Raw genomic sequence first — 21,544 nt, 5'->3', positions numbered from 1 at the left:
ACGTTCCGCAGAGCGCGCCACGGCGGTCGATACCCTGAAGAGCGTGCCGACCGCCCGCCGCTTGCTGACCTGCGCGGTCGCGCTGATGTTGGTGCTGACGGGATGCACCGTGAGCCCGCCCCCCGCGCCGCAGAGCACCGACACCACCGAGTCCACGCCGCCGCCGCCGATGAAGGCCACGCAGATCATCATGGCCATCGACTCCATCGGTCCCGGCTTCAATTCGCACCTGCTGTCCGACCAGTCCCCGGTGAACGCTGCGATCAGCTCGCTGGTGCTGCCGAGCTCGTTCCGGCCGATTCCCGACACCCGGACACCGACCGGATCCCGCTGGGAGATGGACTCCACGCTGCTGGAATCGGCGGAGGTCACCAGCGAGGAACCCTTCACCGTCACCTACAAGATCCGTCCGGAAGCCCAATGGACCGACAACGCGCCGATCGGCGCCGACGACTACTGGTATCTGTGGCGGCAGATGGTCAGCCAGCCCGGCGCAGTGGACCCCGCGGGCTACGACCTGATCACCGGGGTGCAGTCCGTCGAAGGCGGCAAGACGGCGGTCGTGACGTTCGCCCAGCCCTACCCGGCGTGGCGGGAGCTGTTCAACGACATCCTGCCCGCCCACATCGTCAAGGACGTCCCCGGCGGATTCGCCGCCGGACTCGCCCAGGCGCTTCCGGTGACCGGCGGACAGTTCCGGGTGGACACCATCGATCCGCAGCGCGACGAGATCCTGCTGGCCCGCAACGACCGCTATTGGGGTGAGCCCGCCACCCCTGATCTGATCCTGTTCCGTCGCGGTGGATCAGCGGCCGCGCTGGCCGACTCGATCCGCAACGGCGACACCCAGGTCGCGCAGGTGCACGGAGGGTCCGCGGTGTTCGCGCAGCTCTCGGCGATCCCCGATGTCCGGACCGCGCGCATCGTCACGCCGCGGGTCATGCAGATGACGCTGCGGGCCCAGCAGCCGACACTGGCCGACATCCAGGTCCGCAAGGCCATCCTCGGCCTCGTCGACGTCGACCTGCTGGCCGCTGTCGGCGCGGGCGACGACAACACCGTGACGCTGGCGCAGGCACAGGTGCGCTCGCCGTCCGATCCCGGCTATGTGCCGACCGCTCCGCCCGCGATGACGCGCGAGGAGGCGATGGCCCTGCTCGGCGGCGCCGGCTACCAGATCGAGCAGCCCGAGACGTCCACCCCGCCCTCGCCCGGCGGCCCGCCGGACAACAACCGGGGCCGGCTCACCAAGGACGGTGAGCCGTTGACGTTCGTCGTCGGCGTCGCCGCCAACGACCCGACCGCGGTCGCGGTCGCGAACACCGCCGCCGACCAGCTGCGCAGCGTCGGTATCGCGGCGTCGGTGTCGTCGCTGGATCCCGTGACGCTCTACAGCGACGCGCTCGTCAACAACACCGTCGACGCGGTCGTCGGTTGGCATCCGGCCGGCGGTGACCTGGCGACTGCGCTGGCGTCGCGGTACGGCTGCCCCGCGTTGGAAGCGACGGCGGTGGAAACCAGCCCGGGCTCACCGTCGCCCACGACGGATCCGCCGCCCGCACCGTCGTCGCCGCCACGGACCCAGACCACCCAGCCCACTCAGACCACCCAGACGTCGCCCACCCCGGCGCCGGAAGCCGGTCAGCTGGTGCAGGCCCCGAGCAACATCACCGGCATCTGCGACAGCCGCATCCAGCCGCGAATTGATGCGGCGCTGGCGGGCACCGCCGATATCGGCAGGGTGATCGACGAGGTCGAGCCGCGGTTGTGGGAGATGTCGACAGTGCTGCCGATCCTGCAGGACACGACCATCGTCGCCGCCGGTCCCAGCGTTGCGCACGTCAGCCTCACCGGCGCGGTCCCGGTCGGGATCGTCGGCGACGCAGGCAGCTGGGTCAAGCTTCCGCAGTAGCGTCCTGACGCCGCCGGCGCAGCTCCACGAGGCCGTACGACGCGAACGCTCCGACGGCGAACACCAGCAGCAGCCATAGCGGCGGCCGCGCGAGTTCCCAGACGAACAGCGCCGCGAACAACGGCGACCGCTGGGTGATCGCCAACACGCCAGCGGCACAACTCAGCGACACGGCTGCCACATGCAGGTCGGTGCCCGCCCACTGGTTGAGCGCCAGCGCCACCAGCGACCCGGCGGCGGCCCCGGTGGCCAACGCCGGTGTGAGGAGGCCGCCCACGGCCCCCGCCCGCAGAAACAGCGTGGTCAGCAGCGGTTTGAGCAGCAGTATCAGCCCCGCGGACGTGAGCGTGAGCCCGCTGCTCATGCTGACCTGCAGGATGCTGCGACCGTTGCCGGGCAGTTCGGGGAGCCAGATCGAGCAGACGCCGGTCAGCAACCCAGCCGCCGCGATGCCCGGAATCACCATCCAGGAGCGCAGCTTCCATGTCGGGGCGGAGTCCATCACGCGGCCGAACGCCAGCCCCACCGCGGCGGCGAGCGGGGCGAGCGCCAGCGCCAGGAACCCGAGCAGGTAGGACAGGTCGGCCTGCGGCCAGGACAGCGGATGCTCCAGATGGGTGACGGGTGCGGCCACGGCGACCGCGATGCTCGACGTGATCAGCGCAGTCCCGAGAGCCCGCGGCTGCCACGTGCCCAGCAGGATGCGCGCGGCGAACACCGCTCCGCCCAACGGCACGCTGTAGACCGCCCCGAGGCCCGCACCGGCCGCGCACGCCAGCAGAATCCTGCGGTCTGCGGCGGTGAGCGCGAGGCGGGCGGTCCCGATGTCGCTCCAGGCGGCGGCCAGCTGACGCGGCGCACCTTCCCGGCCCAGCGAGGCGCCCGCTCCGACGAGCAGCACCTGCAGGGCGGCGTCGAGCGTGAATGCCGCCCGCGGCACCGGTCGCTGCCCGCTCAGCGTCGCCGACAACGGCGGCACCTCGCAGCGGCGCCGAAGCGCCCACCACCCCCACCCGGCCAGCGCACCGCCGAGCATCGGGCCGACGGCGCGCCGGACCGGACTGCTGCTTTCCACTCCGCTGAGCAGCGTGCCGAAATCGTAGTGGTAGGTGAGGTGCTCGACGCCGTGCAGCAGGAGCGTGGTGGCTGCCCCGGCCACCCCTGCGAGCAGGCCGACGACCACGACCGCGCACCCGAACTGCACGGCGCGGCGGGTCACCAGGGGAATCTATGCCAGGTCGGGCGACGGCGACGGCAGAAGAACGGGCAAGCTGTCTCAGATGGAGACCGCGCGACTGCTTTTCGTCCATGCCCATCCCGATGACGAGACCATCACCACCGGTGCCACCATCGCGCACTATGTCGCCCGCGGCGCACAGGTGCAGGTCATCACATGCACGCTCGGGGAAGAAGGTGAGGTCATCGGCGATCAGTGGGCCCAGCTGGCCGTCGACCACGCCGACCAGCTCGGCGGCTATCGCATCGGCGAACTGACCGCGGCGCTCGCCGCGCTGGGGGTGGATCGTCCTCGGTATCTGGGCGGGGCGGGGCGCTGGCGTGATTCCGGGATGGACGGCACGCCGGCGCGGCAGCAGCAACGGTTCGTCGACGGTCACTTCGCCGAGCAGGTCCGGCTGCTGGCCGAGGCCATCGACGAGCTGCGCCCGCACGTCGTCGTCACCTACGACGAGGACGGCGGCTACGGACACCCGGACCACATCCACACTCACCGGGTCACGACGGCCGCGGTGGCGGCGTCGACCTGGGAGGTGCCCAAGTTCTACTGGACGGTGACGTCGGCGACGGCCCTGGCGGACGGACTGAACGCGATGGGCGACGTGCCGCAGGGGTGGATCAGGGTGTCCGCCGAGGATCTGCCGCAGTTCGGTTTCGCCGACGACGCGATCGACGCGGCGCTGGACCTGACCGAGCACGAGGCTGCCCGGGTGGCGGCGCTGCGGGCGCACGCCACGCAGGTGAGCGTCGCACCCGACGGGCGCAGCTTCGCGCTGTCGAACAACCTGGCGCTGCCCATCGATTCGACCGAGTACTACGTGCTCGCCGAGGGCACCGCGGGCCCACGCGACGAGCGCGGCTGGGAAACCGATCTGCTGGCGGGGCTGAGTCTGGGTTGACACGGCCCCGACCGGGTAGGCTGCCCGCAACTGACCGCGCACGGAGGGGAACGACATGGACCCGGACCTGGATCCCAACCTGCAGCACTGGCAGGACCGCCTCGACAGCTTCCAGTGGGTTGTCGGCTCGCTCGTCTCGGTGCTCGACAGCATTCCGACCTGACGACGCCGACCCTGCCGGCGTCCGACCGGCTCCGATTCCTGGTCCTGGCCGCCCTCGGTCTCGACGGCGTGCTGTCCGCCCTGATGGCGGTGTTCTTCCTCCCTCTGCGTATCGGCCCCGTGCCGTTCCCCATCAGCGCGTTGATCAGCGGTGTCCTGAACGCCGCGATGGTGTGGGTCGCGCTGCAGTGGACGTCCAATCCGCGGCTCGCCGCGCTGCCGCTGTGGACGTGGCTGGCGACCGTCGTCATGTTCACCATCGTCAACCCGGGCGAGGACATCGTCTTCGGCGGGACCGGGATCATGGAATTCGGACCGGTGCTGCTGGTCGCGCTGGGGGCGCTGCCGGCCGCGTGGATGCTCATGCGTCAGCCCCCGACCGCCGGGGCGGGCTCCACCCGCGGCGTCAGGTGACTACTGTGATCCCCATGTCCCGATGGCGAGCGCACTCTGTTTCAGATAGTGGGACGCGCGGATGATCCGCGACGACGCCGGGGTTACAGGGAAGTGGCTCTGAACACCCAGCGCGGCGCTGATCTGCCCAGCCCGGTGCTTCCCCCCAAGTCCGGCACGCCAACTCCTGCCGCCCTCCGTCGAGTGCTGCGGCGCGCCCGCGACGGGGTGGCCCTGAATGTCGACGAGGCCGCGATCGCGCTGACGGCGCGTGGCGACGACCTGGCCGACCTGTGCGCGTCCGCGGCGCGGGTTCGTGATGCGGGCCTGGAGGCCGCAGGCCGGCGCGGCGCGTCGGGGCGGCTTCCGGTCAGCTATTCGCGCAAGGTCTTCATCCCGGTGACCCACCTGTGCCGCGACACATGTCACTACTGCACGTTCGTCACGGTGCCCGGGAAGTTGCGCGCCGCCGGCAAGGGCATGTTCATGGAGCCCGACGAGATCCTCGACGTGGCCCGCCGCGGCGCCGAAATGGGTTGCAAAGAAGCGCTGTTCACCCTCGGTGACCGGCCGGAGGCGCGCTGGGACGAGGCCAGGCAGTGGCTCGACGAACGGGGCTACGACTCCACGCTGGACTATGTGCGGGCCATGGCGATCCGGGTGCTGGAAGAGACCGGGCTGCTGCCGCATCTCAACCCCGGTGTCATGTCGTGGTCGGAGCTGTCACGGCTGAAGCCGGTGGCCCCGTCGATGGGCATGATGCTGGAGACCACGTCGAGGCGGCTGTTCGAGACCAAGGGCCTGGCGCACTACGGCAGCCCCGACAAAGATCCCGCGGTGCGTCTACGGACGCTCGACGACTCGGGCCGGCTGGCGATCCCGTTCACCACGGGACTGTTGGTGGGCATCGGTGAGACCCTGACCGAGCGCGCCGAGACCGTGCACGCGATTCGCCGCTCGCACAAGGAGTTCGGGCACGTCCAGGAAGTGATCGTGCAGAACTTCCGCGCCAAGGACCACACCGCGATGTCGTCGACGCCGGATGCGGGGCTGGACGATTTCCTGGCCACCATCGCCGTCACGCGACTGGTGATGGGCCCCAAGGTCCGGATCCAGGCGCCGCCGAACCTGGTGTCCCGCGAGGAGTGCCTGGCGCTGATCGGCGCCGGTGTGGACGACTGGGGCGGTGTCTCACCGCTCACGCCCGATCACGTCAACCCGGAACGGCCGTGGCCCGCACTCGACGAACTGGCCGAGGTGACCGGCGAAGCCGGCTACGACCTGGTGCAGCGCCTCACCGCGCAGCCGCAGTACGTGCAGGCCGGCGGCGGGTGGATCGACCCACGGGTGTTCGGCCACGTCGCGGCGCTGGCCGATCCCGACACCGGCCTGGCGCTCGACGTCAATCCGGTCGGTCGGCCGTGGCAGGAACCCGACGAGGCCACGGAGTCGCTGGGGCGCACCGATCTGCATTCGGCCATCGACACCGAAGGCCGTCTGACCGAAACCCGCAGTGACCTCGGCGATGCGTTCGGCGACTGGGAGTCCATCCGGGCCAAGGTCGAAGAGCTCGCGGCGCGCGCGCCGGAACGTATCGACACCGATGTGCTTGCGGCGTTGCGCTCCGCGGAGCGCGACCCGGCGGGTTGCTCGGACGACGAGTACCTTGCGTTGGCCACCGCTGACGGTCCCGCGCTGGAAGCCGTTACCGCACTGGCCGATTCGCTGCGGCGCGACGTCGTCGGCGACGACGTGACGTTCGTGGTGAACCGCAACATCAACTTCACCAACATCTGCTACACCGGCTGCCGGTTCTGCGCGTTCGCGCAACGCAAGGGCGACGCCGATGCCTTCTCGCTGTCGACCGACGAGGTCGCCCAGCGCGCATGGGAGGCGCACGTCGCCGGGGCCACCGAGGTGTGCATGCAGGGCGGCATCGACCCCGAACTGCCCGTCACCGGCTACGCCGACCTGGTGCGTGCGGTCAAGGCCCGGGTGCCGTCGATGCACGTGCATGCGTTCTCGCCGATGGAGATCGCCAACGGTGTCACCAAAAGCGGCATGTCGATTCGCGAGTGGCTCACCTCGCTGCGGGAGGCCGGGCTGGACACCATCCCCGGGACCGCCGCCGAGATCCTCGACGACGAGGTGCGCTGGGTGCTGACCAAGGGCAAGCTGCCGACGTCGATGTGGATCGAGGTCGTCACCACCGCGCACGAAGTGGGACTGCGCTCGAGCTCGACGATGATGTACGGCCACGTCGACACCCCGAAGCACTGGGTGGGCCATCTGAATGTGCTGCGGGGCATCCAGGACCGCACCGGCGGGTTCACCGAGTTCGTGCCCTTGCCGTTCGTGCACCAGTCCTCGCCGCTGTATCTGGCGGGGGGCGCCCGACCCGGTCCGACACACCGCGACAACCGTGCTGTGCATGCCCTGGCGCGGATCATGCTGCACGGCCGGATTCCCAGCATCCAGACCAGCTGGGTGAAGCTGGGCGTCGAGCGCACGCAGGTGATGCTCAACGGCGGCGCCAACGACCTCGGCGGCACGCTGATGGAAGAGACCATCTCGCGGATGGCGGGTTCGGAGAACGGCTCGGCCAAGACGGCCGCGGAGCTCGTCGCCATCGCCGAGGGCATCGGTCGCCCGGCGCGGCAGCGCAGCACCGACTACTCACCTCTGGCCGCCTGAGCTCTCCCGCGCGAGCGTGCGTGTCTGCGGGCGACACGCCGGCATCTGGGCGCACCATGCGCACGCTCGCGGCCCGCGAGCGCGCACGGTGCACCGCCCGGCTGGTAGGACGGACGCATGAAGCTGCGCCGCGTGATCGTCGATGACCGACTGGAACTGCAGGCCCTCGCTGCGGACGGATCCTGGGGGCCCGCGCCGGATCCGTCGGTGCTCGGCGGCGCGGTGTTCGCCCCGGACTGGGAGCTGGCCAACGCCTATCGTCATCAGGATCTGTCGGGGCACGTGCTGCCGTGTCAGCCGGCGTCATTCCGCGACTTCATGGTCCACGAGAAGCACGCCGTCGACGCGGCCCGCGGGCTGGTGGGCCGCTTCATGCCGGCCGCCGCACCGGTGGCCGCGGCCTTCGAGAAGCTGACGAAGAAGACGTTCCCGCCGTTCAAGCCGAAGCCGCTGTTCTACCGGCAGCCGATCTACTACATGTCGAACCATCTGAGCTTCGTGCCCAGCGGAACGCCGGTGGCGTTCCCGTCGTACTCCGCCGCGCTGGACTACGAACTGGAGATCGGCTTCGTCCTCAAGGCTCCGCTGTACAACGCGACCCCGACGGAGGCGCTCGGGGCCATCGGCGCATTCGTCGTCGTCAACGACCTGAGCGCCCGCGACGTCCAGCGCGCCGAGATGGTCACCGGACTGGGGCCGCAGAAGGCCAAGCATTTCGCGTCGTCGATGTCGGCCGTCGCCGTCACCGCCGACGAGATCCTGCCGCACATCGACAACCTCAGCGGCACGGTCGCCATCAACGGCCGCACCGTCAGCACCGTATCCAGCGCCGGGCCGCAGTGGGGGATAGGCGACATGCTGGCGCACGCATCACGTGACGAAAAACTCTATCCCGGTGAGCTTTTCGCGACAGGAACGCTTCCCGGCGGCAGCGGTATGGAGAACGGTCACTGGCTGAGTCCGGAAGACACGCTCACGCTCACCATCGATCAGATCGGCGAGATCAGCCACCGCGTCACGCCCTGAAGCCGCTGCGGCGGTACCGCAGCGGCTTCGTGGGCGTCGCGTTACGCCTGCTTGAGAGCTTCGATCTCCAGCGTGATCGTCACCTTGTCGCCGACGACGGCGCCGCCGGTCTCCAGCGGCATGTCGATGTCGATGCCGAAGTCTTTGCGGTTCAGGACAACCGACGCCTCGAACCCGGCCACCTCACCGTGTCCCATGCCCGGGTTCACTCCGTTGAACTCGAGGTCCAGGGAGATCGGCTTGGTGATGCCCTTGAGCGTGAAATCGCCGTCGAGAACATAGCGGTCGCCGTCGGCGCGCACGCCGGTGGACACGAACGTCGCGACCGGGAACTTCTCGGCGTCGAAGAAGTCTGCAGCCTTGAGGTGGGCGTCGCGCTGCTCGTTGCGGGTGTCGATCGAATCCACGGCGATTTCGGCGCTGACCGACGGGGTGCCGTCCTCGGCGACGGTGATCGCGCCGCTGAAGGTGTCGAACACACCTCGAACCTTGCTCACCATGAGGTGACGTACGGAGAAGGCGACGGAGGAGTGGACGGGATCGATCGCCCAGGTGCCGGTGGGCAGTTGCGTGGTGGCGGTGGTCATGACGTGCCTCTTTCTCGAACAGGGGGCCGGCGGCGCCGACGGGTACACATCCTAAACGGACCATAGTCCGAATCAATTCCCGGGCTATTCTGCCGAGGTGCCGAGCGTCCCTTTCGACGAGCGATTCCGCCGCCTCGACTCCGCCGTCTGGACCGCGGCCTACATGCCCGCATGGAGCTCGCGTGATGCGGCCGCTGCCACGTTCGACACCGGCCCCGACGGGCTTGATCTGTCGATCCCACTCGCCCAACCACTGTGGTGTCCGGACCTGCACGACGGGCCGCTGCGCGTCTCGGCGGTCCAGAGCGCGAATCGCTCGGGACCGGTGGGATCCACCGACGCGCCTCAGCCGTTCCGCGATGGTCTGGTCGTGCGCGAGGAACAACCCACCGTTCTCGGTTTCGTGCCGCAGTTCGGCACCATCTCCGTCACGTGCTCGGCGCAGCTGAGCCCGCGCTCGATGTTCTCGGCGTGGATGGTCGGCCTGGAGGACGAACCCGACCGGTGCGGCGAGATCTGCGTGATGGAGATCTTCGGTGACACCGTGGTCGACGGTCGCGCGGCGGTGGGGCAGGGGATCCACCGATTCCGTGACCCGGCGCTGCGGGAGGATTTCTCGGCCGACGTGCGCGACATCGACGTCGAGCAGTCACTCACCTATGCCGTGCGCTGGCGTCCGGGCGCGGTCGAGTGGACGATCGACGGCGTCACGACGCGGACGGCGGACCAGGCACCCGACTATCCGATGATGGTGATTCTCGGGGTGTTCGACTTTCCCGACCGGCCGGGGCCCACCGATCACGTGCCGCACTTTCGCGTGAGCCGGGTCGCGTACCAGCCGCTGGGGTAGCGAGCGTGTCACAGGCGGGCGGCGAGTTCGGTGCCCTCGCGGATCGCTCGCTTGGCGTCGAGTTCCGTGGCCAGTGCTGCGCCGCCGATGACGTGGGGAGTCACCCCGCAGCGGCGCAGGCCGTCGTCGAGTTCGCGCACCGACTCCTGGCCCGCGCAGATCACCACGTTGTCCACCGCAAGCAGCCGCGGGTCGGCGCGCTTCGGCCCGAAACTGATGTGTAGACCACCGTCGTCGATGCGTTCGTAGTTCACCCCGGACAGCTGATGAACACCCTTGGCCCGCAACGACGCCCGGTGCACCCAACCCGTCGTCTTGCCGAGCTTGCGGCCCTGCGGCCCCTTGGTGCGCTGCAGCAGATACACCTCGCGTGCCGCAGGGGCGGGCAGCGCCGTGGTCAGCGCGCCGCGCGCCTCTTGCGGATCGACCACACCCCACTCCGCCTTCCACTCCTTGAGATTGAGTGTGGGGGAGTGCTCGGTGGTCAGGAACTCGCTGACGTCGAAGCCGATTCCGCCCGCGCCGATCACGGCAACGGTCTTGCCAACAGGCCTGCCAGTAATCGCTTCCGCGTACGACAGCACCATCGGGTGCTCGATCCCGGGAATGGCGGGCATGCGCGGTGCCACGCCGGTGGCGAGCACCACGTCGTCGAATCCGGTCAGCTGCTCGACGTCGGCGCGGGTACCCAGTCGCACGGTCACGCCATGCTTGTCGAGCATCCGGGTGAAGTAGCGGATCGTCTCGCCGAACTCCTCCTTGCCGGGAATCCTCCGCGCCAAATCGAATTGGCCGCCGATCGCGGACCGGGCCTCGAAAAGGGTGACGCTGTGCCCGCGCTGCGCGGCGGTGACGGCGGCGGCCAGGCCTGCGGGTCCGGCGCCGACGACGGCGACCCGCCTGGTGCGCCGCGTCGGCCCGAGGATCAACGTGGTCTCGTGACCGGCACGGGGATTGAGCAGGCACGACACCGTCTTGTGCACGAAAACGTGATCCAGGCACGCCTGGTTGCATGCGATGCACGTGTTGATGTCGTCAGCCGCGTCCGCGGCCGCCTTGCGTACCCAGTCCGGGTCGGCCAGCAGCGGGCGGGCCATCGACACGAGGCCGGCATTCGTCTCGGCGAGGATCTGCTCGGCGGCCTGCGGCATGTTGATCCGGTTCGACGCGATCACCGGGATACGGACGTGCCCGGCGACCGCGTGCGTGATGTCGACGAAGGCGCTGTTGGGTACCGACGTCACGATTGTGGGCACCCGCGCCTCGTGCCAGCCGATGCCGGTGTTGATCAGAGTCGCCCCTGCTGCCTCGACTTCGGTTGCCAGAGCCACGATCTCGTCCCAGCTCTGGCCGTCCTCGACGTAGTCGGCCATCGACAGCCGGTAACAGATGATGAACTCCGCGCCGACGGCCTCGCGGGTGCGGAGCACGATCTCCACGGGCAGCCGGCGTCGCTTCTCCGGAGTGCCGCCCCATGCGTCCGTGCGCTTGTTGGTCCGCGGTGCCAGGAACTGATTGAGCAGATAGCCTTCGCTGCCCATGATCTCGACCCCGTCGTATCCCGCCTCGCGGGCCAGCACGGCGCTACGGACGAAGTCGTCGATCGTCCCGTCGACGTCGCGGAGCGCACGAGGCCGAAAGGGGTTGGTGGGAGCCTTGATCGACGACGCGCTGACCGAGAGCGGATGGAACGCATAGCGCCCGGCGTGCAGGATCTGCAACAGGATCTTGCCGCCCGCGTGGTGCACACGTCCGGTGATGCGACGGTGCCGTCGCGCATCCGAGGGCGATGTCATCTGCGCCGCGAAGGGCAGCAGCCACCCGGTGCGATTGGGCGCATAGCCGCCGGTGATGATCAGGCCGACCCCGCCTCGGGCGCGCTCGGCGAAATACTCGGCCAGCCGGTCGGTGTCCTTGGCGCGGTCCTCCCGACCGGTGTGCATCGACCCCATCACGACGCGGTTGCGCAGTGTCGTGAAGCCGAGGTGCAACGGCGACAACAGGTGTGGAAAAGGCGAGTCGGCGTTCGTCATGTCGTCCCCAAAGCCGTCGCCACCTCGTCGAGCCAGCCGATGGCACTTTCTTCGGCCCAGATTCCGCTCCGCAGCACCAGGTACTGATGCAGGGCTGAGCCCGACAGCGCACCCGGATCGGGGAACTGGGACTTCTCGAAGCCGCGGTAGGCATCGAGCAGGTCGGCGCGTTCGGTGCGCAGCGCCACCACCTGAGCGTGCAACGCCTCGACGTCGCCGTAGGCGACGCCACGGACTTTGACCGCGAGGTCACGGGTCCGGTTGTCGGCCACCGACCCGCCGCGGCCTTCCAGGGGTGCGCCGATCCAGCGCGCCAGCTCGACACGGCCGGCGGCGGAGACCGTATAGACCTTCTTGTCGGGTCGGCCGTGCTGGGTCACGTGGGTGACACGCACCCATCCCTGGCCCTCCATGGTGCGCAGGGTGCGGTAGATCTGCTGGTGGGTGGCCGCCCAGAAGAAGCCGATCGAGCGGTCGAACCGGTGCGCGAGCTCGTATCCGGAACCCGACTGCTCGCAGAGCGACACCAGGATCGCGTGCGGAAGTGCCACGGCAGGAGCGTAAGACGTTGCCGTGACCCTATGCAACTAGTTGCACTGCACCGGAGTGCACAGCGGTGTGGCAACTAGGCGGAGGGTAAATGGGACGTTTAGTATCTGTAACCACGCGCAACCCCTAAACCGCGGTTGCGTCGAAGTTAGGGCACACTGAGACACGCGTCCAGCTAGCAGCAGGGATACTTGCTCAGACCGTTCGCGGTCGACAGTTGTGCCGGCCTAGACAGCAGCCCACTGGACAGGTAGTTCGAGAGGACTTGAGGAGACCTTCGTGACGTACACGATCGCCGAACCATGCGTCGACGTTAAGGACAAGGCGTGCATCGAAGAATGCCCTGTCGACTGCATCTACGAGGGTGCTCGCATGCTGTACATCCACCCGGATGAGTGCGTCGACTGCGGCGCCTGCGAGCCGGTCTGCCCCGTCGAGGCCATCTACTACGAAGACGACGTGCCGGACCAGTGGAGCGGTTACACGCAGCACAATGCGGACTTCTTTGCTGAGCTGGGATCGCCCGGCGGCGCATCGAAGGTTGGTCAGACCGACAACGACCCGCAGGCCATCAAGGATCTGCCCCCGCAGGGTGAGGACTGAGAGCCTGACTCAGTCGTCTGGGCGACCCAGCCGGCCGTCGAAGTCGGCGTCTCTGCCGGTGTTCCCCTGGGACACCCTCGCCGACGTGACCGCGGCGGCCCGGGCGCATCCCGACGGCATCGTCGACCTGTCGGTGGGAACTCCCGTCGACGCGGTGGCGCCGGTGATCCGCGACGCCCTCGCTGCGGCCGGGTCGGCGCCCGGCTACCCGACCACCCACGGCACCCCCGCGTTGCGGGACGCCGCCGTCGCCGCGCTGCAGCGCAGGTACGGCATCACCGGCCTCGCTCCGGAGGCGGTGCTGCCGGTGATCGGAACGAAGGAACTGATCGCGTGGCTGCCGACGCTGCTGGGCTTGCACGCAGCCGACGTCGTCGTGGTGCCCGAATTGGCATACCCCACCTACGAGGTCGGTGCCCTCTTGGCCGGAACCGCCGTGGTGCGCGCCGATTCGCTGACGCAGTTGGGCCCGTCGGTACCAGCGGTGGTGTACCTGAACTCGCCGAGTAATCCCACCGGCAAGGTGCTCGGCGTCGACCACCTGCGCAAGGTCGTCGAATGGGCCCGCGAACGAGGTGTCCTGGTCGCCTCCGACGAGTGCTACCTCGGGCTGGGCTGGGAGGGCGCTACGCCGGTCTCGGTGCTGCACCCGGACGTCTGCGGAGGCGACCACACCGGGCTGCTGGCCATCCATTCCCTGTCGAAGACGTCGTCGCTGGCCGGCTATCGGGCGGGTTTCGTCGCCGGTGATCCCGAGGTGGTGGCGGAGTTGCTCGCGGTGCGCAAGCACGCAGGCATGATGGTGCCCGGTCCCGTGCAGGCCGCGATGGTGGCCGCCCTCGGCGACGACGAGCACGAACGCGAGCAGCGCGCGCGCTATGCCCTTCGCCGCGACGCCCTGCTGCCCGCGATGCGTGCGGCAGGCTTCACCGTCGATCACTCCGAGGCGGGCCTGTACCTGTGGGCCACCCGCGACGAACCGTGCCGCGACACGGCGGCGTGGCTGGCCGAACGCGGGATCCTGGTCGCGCCGGGCGAGTTCTACGGTCCGCGGGGCGCCCGGCATGTCCGGGTGGCGCTGACGGCGACGGACGAGCGGATCGCCGCTGCGGTGCAGCGATTGGCCTCTTAGGGCTCGCGGCAGAGTCAGGGCACCGCAAGGTCTTTGGGTGCCACGGCGGCGAGCGCTTCACGGCATGCGCGGATCGCCGGCGTGTGGCGCAGCGCGGTCCGGGTCGCGGTGAAGACCGAGCGCCGTCGCGGGTCGACGTCGATGACGCGCAGGTCCGGGCGGCGTCGGACGCGCATCAGGTCCGGCAGGATCGCGACGGCGTTGCCACTCTCGATCAGCGCGATCTGCGCCTCCAGATCGTCCGTTTCGAACCGGACATCGGGTTCGAATCCGGCCCGCCGACATAGCTGTTCGGCCCAGTGGCGGGACGCTGTGCCGGCCGGCTCCATCGTCCAGGGCAGGTGTGCGGCATCGCTGACCGAGGTCACCTGATCCCAGGGCTCCCCGGCGGGCGGAACGGCCAGCCGAAGCAGATCCGAGGTCAGCGGCTCACGGTCCAGATCGGGATAGGTCCGCGCGGCGTGGTCCGGATACTCCTCGGCGATCACCAGGTCGAACTCGCGCATCCACGTCTCGTAGAGCGCCTGCTCCGGCTCCCGCTGCGACATCGTGACTCGCAGCCGCGGGTGCCGGACGGCCAACTCGGTGAGCATCTGTGGCATGAACGCCGAGGCCACCGACTGGAACACGGCCACCCGAACGGTGCCGGACGCCTCCTCTCGTTGCGCCGCGACCTCCGAGGCGGCCAGCTCGAGCCGCTTCAGGATGACGGCCGTGTGCTCGACCAGCACCTCGGCGGCCGGGGTGAGCCGTACCCGCCGGCCGGCCTTCTCCAGCAGCGCTACCCCCACCTCGTGTTCCAGCTGGCTCAACGCCTGTGACACCGAGGACGGGCTCTGGTGCAACGCCTCGGCGACCTCGGCCAGCGTTCCGCGCAGGCTCAGTTCGTGCAGCAGGCGCAGGCGCCGGGTGTCGAGCAGATCCGGCCGCTTATTCATCATCTCTGCTTATGCTTTATGGTCAGTATTCATCGCTTTATTCTAAGGTTCGTCGGGGCGGATCATGAGTAAATGACCCCTATGAGCACTGACGCAGGTGTGCTGGCGGACGTCGAGACGCTGGTTCGGCAGTGGCTCGACGACGCGGCCGGACAACCGGTCGCGCCCGCGGCACGCCGGCTCGCCGACCTGCTGAGAGATCCTGCGGGACTCGACTTCACCGTCGGATTCGTCGACCGGGTGATCCGTCCGGAGGACCACCGCATCGCGGCGGCCAACCTGCGGGATCTCGCCCGCACCGCGCCCGGCTTCCTGCCGTGGCACCTGCGTCTGATGATCCGGCTCGGCGCCGCGGTGTCGCTAGTTGCTCCGGGCCTCGTCATCCCGATCGCGCGCCGGGCGCTGCGCGAGATGGTCGGTCACCTTCTGGTGGACGCCACCGATGCTCGCCTGGGCCGCTCCATCGAGCGGATCCGCGGCCGCGGCGTCGGGCTCAACATCAATCTGCTGGGCGAAGCGGTGCTGGGCCGGCGTGAGGCGGCCCGCCGGCTCGACGGCACCGAGCGGCTGCTCGCGCGTCCAGATGTCGACTACGTCTCGATCAAGGTCTCGGCGACGGTGCCGCCGCACTCGCCATGGGCGTTCGACGACGCGGTCGACCACGTCGTGCACAGCCTGCTGCCGCTGTTCACCTTGGCGGCCAGCTCCCCGACGGCGAAGTTCATCAACCTGGACATGGAGGAGTACCGCGATCTGGAGATGACGATCGCGGTGTTCACGCAGCTGCTCGATCGCCCCGAACTTCTCGGACTCGACGCCGGAATCGTGCTGCAGGCCTACCTGCCGGACGCCCTGGGGGCGATGATCCGGCTGCAGGACTGGGCTCGCGCCCGCAGGGAACGCGGTGGCGCCGGCATCAAGGTCCGACTGGTCAAGGGTGCCAATCTGCCGATGGAGCACGTCGAGGCAGAGCTGCACAGCTGGCCGCCCGCGACGTGGTCGACCAAGCAGGACACCGACACCAACTACAAGCGGGTGCTGAACTACGCGCTGACACCCGAGCGCACCGAGAACGTGCGCATCGGCGTCGCCGGTCACAACCTGTTCGACATCGCCTACGCGTGGACGCTGGCGGGACGCCGCGGCGTGCGGGACCGAATCGACTTCGAGATGCTGCTGGGCATGGCCGAGGCGCAGGCCGAGGCCGTGCGCAGGACAGTGGGCGGACTGCTGCTCTATGTGCCCGTGGTGCACCCGAAGGACTTCGACGTCGCGATCGCCTACCTGGTGCGCAGGCTCGAGGAGGGGGCCAGCCAGGAGAACTTCATGTCCGCGGTGTTCGAACTACACAGCGACCACACGCTGTATCACCGGGAGAAGGAGCGGTTCGTCGCATCGCTGGCGGCCCTCGACACGACCTCTGACAACGCCGTCGTACCGGCGCCGAACCGCCACCAGGACCGGCGCACCGATGACCCGAAAGCCTCGATCAGACAGATCTTCTCGAATGTCGCCGACACCGACCCGTCATTGCCGGGCAACCGTGCGTGGGGGCGGGCGATCACCGACCGCATCCCGGGGTCGAGGGTCGGGCTGGATCTGGTGGACGAGCACACCGTGTCGAGCGCCGACGCGCTCGATTCCGCGATCGCCGAGGGGGTTTCGGCGGGTACGAACTGGTCGGCGCTGCCCGGTGCGGCCCGTGCCGCGATCCTGCGTCGAGCGGCGGGGACCCTGGAGGCCGCACGCCCGGCGTTGCTCGAGGTGATGGCCGCGGAGACCGGTAAGACCCTCGATCAGGGTGATCCCGAAGTCTCCGAGGCGATCGACTTCGCGAATTACTATGCGTCCCTGGCCGAGAAGCTCGACGACGTCGACGGTGCCACCGCGGTGGGGGTCGGGCTCACCGTCGTCACGCCACCGTGGAACTTCCCGGTGGCGATCCCCGCCGGCTCGACGCTGGCCGCACTGGCCGCGGGCAGCGCCGTCATCATCAAGCCCGCCACCCAGGCCCGGCGGTGCGGATCGGTGATGGTGCAGGCGCTGTGGGACGCCGGGGTGCCCCGCGAGGCGCTGCACCTGGTGCACGTCGACGAAAGTGATCTCGGCACACTGCTGGTCTCCGATCCGCGGGTCGGCCGCCTGATCCTCACCGGGGCGTTCGACACCGCCGCGTTGTTCCGCTCGTTCCGGACTGACCTTCCCCTGCTCGCCGAGACCAGCGGCAAGAACGCCATCCTGATCACGCCGCATGCGGACATCGATCTGGCCGTCAAAGACCTGGTGTATTCGGCGTTCGGGCACGCCGGGCAGAAATGCTCGGCGGCCTCGCTCGGCATTCTGGTGGGATCCGTGGCACGCTCGGCTCGGTTCCGGGACCAGCTCGTTGACGCGGTCAGCTCGCTGAAGGTCGGCTATCCGGCCGACCCGACCGTCCAGATGGGTCCGGTCATCGAGCCGGCCGAGGGAAAGCTGTTGCGCGCGTTGACGACACTGGCGACGGGGGAGCAGTGGCTCGTCGAGCCCCGGCGGCTCGACGACACCGGCCGGCTCTGGTCGCCCGGCGTGAAGACCGGTGTCCGACGCGGCTCGGAGTTCCACCTCACCGAATACTTCGGACCCGTCCTCGGCCTCATCGAAGCCGACGACCTGGACGCGGGAATCGCGATCCAGAACCAGGTCGACTACGGGCTCACGGCGGGACTGCACAGCCTCGACCGCGACGAGATCGAACGCTGGATCGACCAGGTCGAGGCCGGCAACGCCTACGTGAACCGATCGACCGTGGGGGCGGTCGTGCGGCGTCAGCCCTTCGGCGGCTGGAAGAAGTCCGCGGTCGGTGCCGGTACCAAGGCCGGAGGTCCCAACTACCTGATCGGACTCAGTGACTGGCGCACTGCACCCGCCGAACAGGGCGGTGCCCTCACCGCAGCATCCCGGAAACTGCTCGACGCTGCAGCATCTTTCGATGTCGCGTTGACCGAACGCGAATTTCTCACGCGGTCCTTCGCGTCCGACGCCCTGTGCTGGGAGCAGGAGTTCGGCGTCGCCCGCGACGTCACGGGTCTGGCGGCGGAAAAGAATGTGCTGCGCTACCGACCCGTCCCGGTGACGGTGCGCGCCGAGGATGGCCACACGGCATCGCTGTTGCGGGTGGTCGGTGCGGGCGTGCGGGCAGGCTCGCAGGTCACCGTCTCGACTCCGGGGCCGCTGGACACCCCAGTCGTCGACGCGCTGCGGGCGCACGGGATCACGTGCCGCGTCGAAGACTCGGACGCGTGGCGGAAAGTCTTGCGCGGCAACGCTCCTGCCCGAGTCCGGCTGCTCGGCGGGAGTCGCGAGGCATTCGCCGAGGCCAGCGACGGCAGAGCCGATATCGCGCTGTACGCACAGCCGGTCGTCGAGGCCGGCCGAGTCGAGCTGCTCACGTTCCTGCGGGAGCAGGCGATCTCGGTCACTGCCCACCGGTTCGGGTCTCCGACCGCGCTCGTCGAAGGATTGTTCGGCTGAGCGCTATTCCCGGCTGCGTCGGGAGAACCGGCCCTCGGTCACCTCGTCCCACTTCTGGTACACCTGGTCGACCTGCGGGTTGCCCTGCTCTTTGATCCATTCGCAGGTCGACACGTCCGTCGACGGGTTGGTGACGATGATCGTGTGCAGTTCCGGGCGTTTGTGCGCCAGGTCGTCCAGGTCCTCCGGCGGCGTCGACGGGTCCGCGGCGCGCAACGCGTCCAGCGGGTCGGGCAGTGCGCCGCGCGGCGCGTCGTGCGCGGCCAGGTCACCTTCGTCGGTGTCGCGAGATCCGGTGTTCAGCAACAGGTTCAGCACGATCGCGGCGATGGCGCCCGCCGAGATGCCGGAGTGGAAGATCGTCTGGAACCAGTCGGGGAACTGGTGGTACAGATCCAGCGACACGTTCACCGGCGAATCCGACAGGGACCGGTCGGTGTAGTACAGCTTGGCCTCGGTGAGCATCGCGACGCCCACCGAGAGGGCCACCACCAGGATGTTGGTGTTGGTGAACCGCACCTTCGCCAAGGTCCGCACACCACTGGCCGCGACCATGCCGAACAGCGCCACCCCGGCGCCGCCGAGCACGGCCAGCGGAATGCCTTCGACCACGGCGGCCATCTTGGGGAGCAGTCCGAGCAGCACCAGGATGATGCCCGCGACGGTCGCGACGTGCCGGGTGCGGACCCCGGTGATCGCGACGAGCCCCACGTTCTGGGCGAACGCCGTGTACGGGAAGGTGTTGAAGACGCCGCCGATGACAGTGCCGAGCCCGTCGGCGCGCAGCCCGTCGCCGAGGCGCTGCGGGGTGATCTTCTCGTCCACGATCTCGCCGACCGCCACGATGTCGCCCGTCGTCTCCGTCATGATCACGATCGCGACGATCAGCAGGGCGACGACGGAGCTGATCTCGAACGTCGGCAGACCGAACTGGAACGGCGTCACGAAGCCGACCCAGCCGTAGTCGCCCATGTGGTCCCAGTTCGTCATGCCGAACGGAACGGCCACGACGGTGCCGATCAGCAGGCCGAGCAGAATCGAGACCCGCCGCAGGCTCTCGGGGGCGAAACGTTCGATCGCGATGATGACACCGAGGGTGAAAAAGCCCATGCCGATCGCCGCGGGCGAGCCGAAGTCGGCGCCCTCGGCCGTCCCGCCGCCGAACCAGCCGGCGGCCACCCGCATCAGCGATACCCCGATGATGAGGATGATGGTGCCGGTCACCAGCGGTGGGAAGAAACGGATCAGTTTCCCGAACACGGGGGCGAGCAGCATCATGAACAGCCCGCATGCGATCACCGACCCGTAGATGGTGGTGATGCCGTGGTTGACGCCGATGGTGATCATCGGCCCGACCGCCGCGAACGTCACGCCCTGCATCAGCGGCAGCCGCACGCCGAACCGCCAGAACCCGACGGCCTGGATGATGGTGGCGATCCCCGCCACGAACAGGTCGGCCATGATCAGGTGCACGATGTCGGACTGCTGCAGCTGTCCTGCGCCCACCATGGCCCCGCCGACGATCAGCGGCACCGCGACCGCGCCGGCGTACATGGCGAGCACATGCTGAATCCCCAGCGGCAGCAGTCGTTTCAGTGGTGGCACCTCGTCGACCGGTCGTGTGCCGGATCGGCCCTGGGTCAGGAGTCGTGTGAGTGTGGCCATCGAGGTTCCCGCTCCCGCCTGTTGCGCCCGTGTCGAGGCGCGACGCGGGCGTGTGGACCCATCTTCGAAGCCGGCGGTTTCGGGGGCTTTCCGGCGTTGTGTCTGGGGCGTTACACGGGGTAGGCGGCGACGGGCATCACCACGGTGCCCTTGCAGATGCCCTCGAGGATCTCCGTGCGCCACGTCCCGTACATCGAGCCGTCCAGGGTGGGCGCGTAGAACACCAGCGACCGGGCCGAGGCGTACTCGCGGGGGACGTCGTCGCCCCGGAAGCACTCCCACTGCCAGTTGTAGTTGAAGATCCACTGTCTGCCGTCCCACGTGTAGCGAGTGGGCTGCGGAATGGTGGGGTTGCTCGGCGCCGGCCCGTCGGAAGCCGTGGCCACACACCGGCCGGCGCACGACGTGCTGAAGGTGTACTGGGCACTGAAGTCCGACTCCGGCTGCTGGGTGGCGATGCTGGTGCCGATCTTCTGCGACGCGAACGTCACCACGGTGTAGCGGCCGGTCCAGTCCGGCTGCGCCGCCGACGCGGTGGCTGCGCCGCCCACGCACGCGGTCGCGACAATGGTCGCGGCTGCTAGCGCGTGGCGCGCCCGTCGGGCAGACATGGTTCCTCGCAGAGTTGTCCAGTGTGGCAGTTGAAACGTAATTGCCCTACCCGTCAAGGTGCCTCATCGACACGGCGAGTTGGGGCACGGTTGCATCACGGCTTGGTATCGGCATCAACGCCGCGAGCCGCCGCGAATCGCCGCGAATGCCGTTCCGGCGGAACGGAGCTCGGGGCGGTCAGGAACGAGCCGTCAGAGTCCGGACAGGAGCAACAGGGTCCACGCCGCGATCGTCTGGGAATCGGTGATGACGCCGTCGCGCATCATCTGCTCGACCTCGGCGCGGGAGAACCATGCGCTGCGCATGTCCTGCTCCTCGTGTTCACGGTCGTGCGGGCCCTCGGTGATGCCGGTCGCGAGGAACACGCGGCCGCGCTGGCTGCTCATCCCGGGGGCGACGTCGAGCAGCCCGAGCTCGGTCATCGTGTCGGCACGCAGCCCCGTCTCCTCCCGCAGCTCGCGCGCCGCGAGCTCGGTGACGTCGAGTTCGACGCGGCCCGGCGCGGTGCCCTGGGGGAACTCCCAGCGTCGTAGGCCGAGGGGATAGCGGAACTGCTCGACGAAGTGGAAGCGCTCGCCGTCGCGGGCGATCACCAGCGCATACGTCGGCCTGTCGACGACACCGTAGATCCCGGTGCTGCCGTCCGGCCTGCGGATGTCGTCTTCGCGAACCGTCATCCAGTTGTTCCGGTACACCTCACGCGTCTGCACAGCCCGGATCGAATCCATCGCACCAGTATGGCC

17 protein-coding genes are annotated in these 21,544 nt (G+C 69.0%); 9 read left to right on the top strand and 8 right to left on the bottom strand.

Annotation, left to right across the window (positions count from 1 at the left end; genetic code table 11):
• The first annotated feature begins 85 nt into the window (after positions 1–85).
• Positions 86–1,912, top strand: coding sequence for an ABC transporter family substrate-binding protein (locus tag EL337_RS21235; protein WP_048633504.1), 1,827 nt, complete (start codon positions 86–88; stop codon positions 1,910–1,912).
• Here EL337_RS21235 and EL337_RS21230 read toward each other — a convergent pair.
• The gene (locus EL337_RS21230; RefSeq protein WP_048633461.1) at positions 1,896–3,131 is read right to left on the bottom strand and encodes a chloride channel protein; all 1,236 of its coding nucleotides are present in this window, start codon (positions 3,129–3,131) and stop codon (positions 1,896–1,898) included. The genes EL337_RS21235 and EL337_RS21230 overlap by 17 nt on opposite strands.
• Before the next feature lie 61 nt (positions 3,132–3,192).
• Between EL337_RS21230 and mshB the strand changes: the two genes are divergently transcribed.
• The 4 genes from mshB (at position 3,193) to EL337_RS21210 (ending at position 8,322) form a co-directional block, all read left to right on the top strand.
• The gene (mshB, locus tag EL337_RS21225) at positions 3,193–4,047 is read left to right on the top strand and encodes an N-acetyl-1-D-myo-inositol-2-amino-2-deoxy-alpha-D-glucopyranoside deacetylase (RefSeq protein ID WP_048633503.1); all 855 of its coding nucleotides are present in this window, start codon (positions 3,193–3,195) and stop codon (positions 4,045–4,047) included.
• Between the two features lie 114 nt (positions 4,048–4,161).
• Positions 4,162–4,623, top strand: a complete 462-nt coding sequence (locus tag EL337_RS21220) for a hypothetical protein (RefSeq protein WP_048633460.1) — start codon at positions 4,162–4,164, stop codon at positions 4,621–4,623.
• A gap of 93 nt (positions 4,624–4,716) precedes the next feature.
• Positions 4,717–7,296, top strand: coding sequence for a bifunctional FO biosynthesis protein CofGH (locus tag EL337_RS21215; protein ID WP_048633459.1), 2,580 nt, complete (start codon positions 4,717–4,719; stop codon positions 7,294–7,296).
• 117 nt (positions 7,297–7,413) lie between these two features.
• Entirely contained in the window at positions 7,414–8,322 is a 909-nt protein-coding gene (locus EL337_RS21210) for a fumarylacetoacetate hydrolase family protein (protein WP_048633458.1), read from the top strand.
• Positions 8,323–8,363: 41 nt separating this feature from the next.
• Here EL337_RS21210 and EL337_RS21205 read toward each other — a convergent pair whose 3' ends face one another.
• Complete coding sequence (locus EL337_RS21205) at positions 8,364–8,909, bottom strand: YceI family protein (RefSeq protein WP_048633457.1); 546 nt, start codon at positions 8,907–8,909, stop codon at positions 8,364–8,366.
• Between the two features lie 97 nt (positions 8,910–9,006).
• On the opposite strand from EL337_RS21205, the gene EL337_RS21200 reads away from it, so the two are divergent.
• Positions 9,007–9,759: a glycoside hydrolase family 16 protein gene (locus EL337_RS21200; protein WP_048633456.1), complete on the top strand. Its 753-nt coding sequence runs from the start codon at positions 9,007–9,009 to the stop codon at positions 9,757–9,759.
• Positions 9,760–9,767: 8 nt separating this feature from the next.
• Here the strand turns inward: EL337_RS21200 and EL337_RS21195 are convergent, their stop codons facing one another.
• Both EL337_RS21195 and EL337_RS21190 read right to left on the bottom strand, forming a co-directional pair.
• Positions 9,768–11,792, bottom strand: coding sequence for an NADPH-dependent 2,4-dienoyl-CoA reductase (locus EL337_RS21195; protein ID WP_048633455.1), 2,025 nt, complete (start codon positions 11,790–11,792; stop codon positions 9,768–9,770).
• Positions 11,789–12,343, bottom strand: a complete 555-nt coding sequence (locus EL337_RS21190) for a PadR family transcriptional regulator (protein ID WP_048633454.1) — start codon at positions 12,341–12,343, stop codon at positions 11,789–11,791. The genes EL337_RS21195 and EL337_RS21190 overlap by 4 nt, the downstream gene beginning before the upstream one ends.
• 277 nt (positions 12,344–12,620) lie before the next feature.
• Between EL337_RS21190 and fdxA the strand changes: the two genes are divergently transcribed.
• Positions 12,621–12,944, top strand: a complete 324-nt coding sequence (fdxA, locus tag EL337_RS21185) for a ferredoxin (RefSeq protein WP_048633453.1) — start codon at positions 12,621–12,623, stop codon at positions 12,942–12,944.
• Positions 12,945–12,948: 4 nt separating this feature from the next.
• Positions 12,949–14,076, top strand: a complete 1,128-nt coding sequence (gene dapC / locus EL337_RS21180; RefSeq protein WP_048633502.1) for a succinyldiaminopimelate transaminase — start codon at positions 12,949–12,951, stop codon at positions 14,074–14,076.
• Positions 14,077–14,090: 14 nt separating this feature from the next.
• Here the strand turns inward: dapC and EL337_RS21175 are convergent, their stop codons facing one another.
• Positions 14,091–15,014, bottom strand: coding sequence for a LysR family transcriptional regulator (locus EL337_RS21175; protein ID WP_232786836.1), 924 nt, complete (start codon positions 15,012–15,014; stop codon positions 14,091–14,093).
• Positions 15,015–15,095: 81 nt separating this feature from the next.
• On the opposite strand from EL337_RS21175, the gene EL337_RS21170 reads away from it, so the two are divergent.
• Complete coding sequence (locus EL337_RS21170) at positions 15,096–18,524, top strand: proline dehydrogenase family protein (RefSeq protein ID WP_370737178.1); 3,429 nt, start codon at positions 15,096–15,098, stop codon at positions 18,522–18,524.
• A gap of 3 nt (positions 18,525–18,527) precedes the next feature.
• Here EL337_RS21170 and EL337_RS21165 read toward each other — a convergent pair whose 3' ends face one another.
• The 3 genes from EL337_RS21165 to EL337_RS21155 all read right to left on the bottom strand — a co-directional run bounded on the left by EL337_RS21165 (position 18,528) and on the right by EL337_RS21155 (position 21,529).
• Positions 18,528–20,189 carry a nucleobase:cation symporter-2 family protein gene (locus EL337_RS21165; RefSeq protein WP_048633451.1) on the bottom strand — a complete coding sequence of 554 codons (1,662 nt, stop codon included), beginning with the start codon at positions 20,187–20,189 and terminating at the stop codon, positions 18,528–18,530.
• 110 nt (positions 20,190–20,299) lie between these two features.
• Positions 20,300–20,800, bottom strand: coding sequence for an Rv2253 family sensor-like surface protein (locus EL337_RS21160; protein WP_048633450.1), 501 nt, complete (start codon positions 20,798–20,800; stop codon positions 20,300–20,302).
• 192 nt (positions 20,801–20,992) lie between these two features.
• Positions 20,993–21,529 (bottom strand): NUDIX domain-containing protein, encoded by a 537-nt coding sequence (locus EL337_RS21155; protein ID WP_048633449.1) that lies wholly within the window; start codon positions 21,527–21,529, stop codon positions 20,993–20,995.
• Between the last annotated feature and the right edge of the window lie 15 nt (positions 21,530–21,544).

The sequence above is a fragment of the Mycolicibacterium aurum genome (assembly GCF_900637195.1).
GTDB lineage: Bacteria > Actinomycetota > Actinomycetes > Mycobacteriales > Mycobacteriaceae > Mycobacterium > Mycobacterium aurum.
The sequence above is the reverse complement of the archived record's forward strand: the minus strand, read 5'-3'. Positions and strand labels throughout refer to the sequence as shown.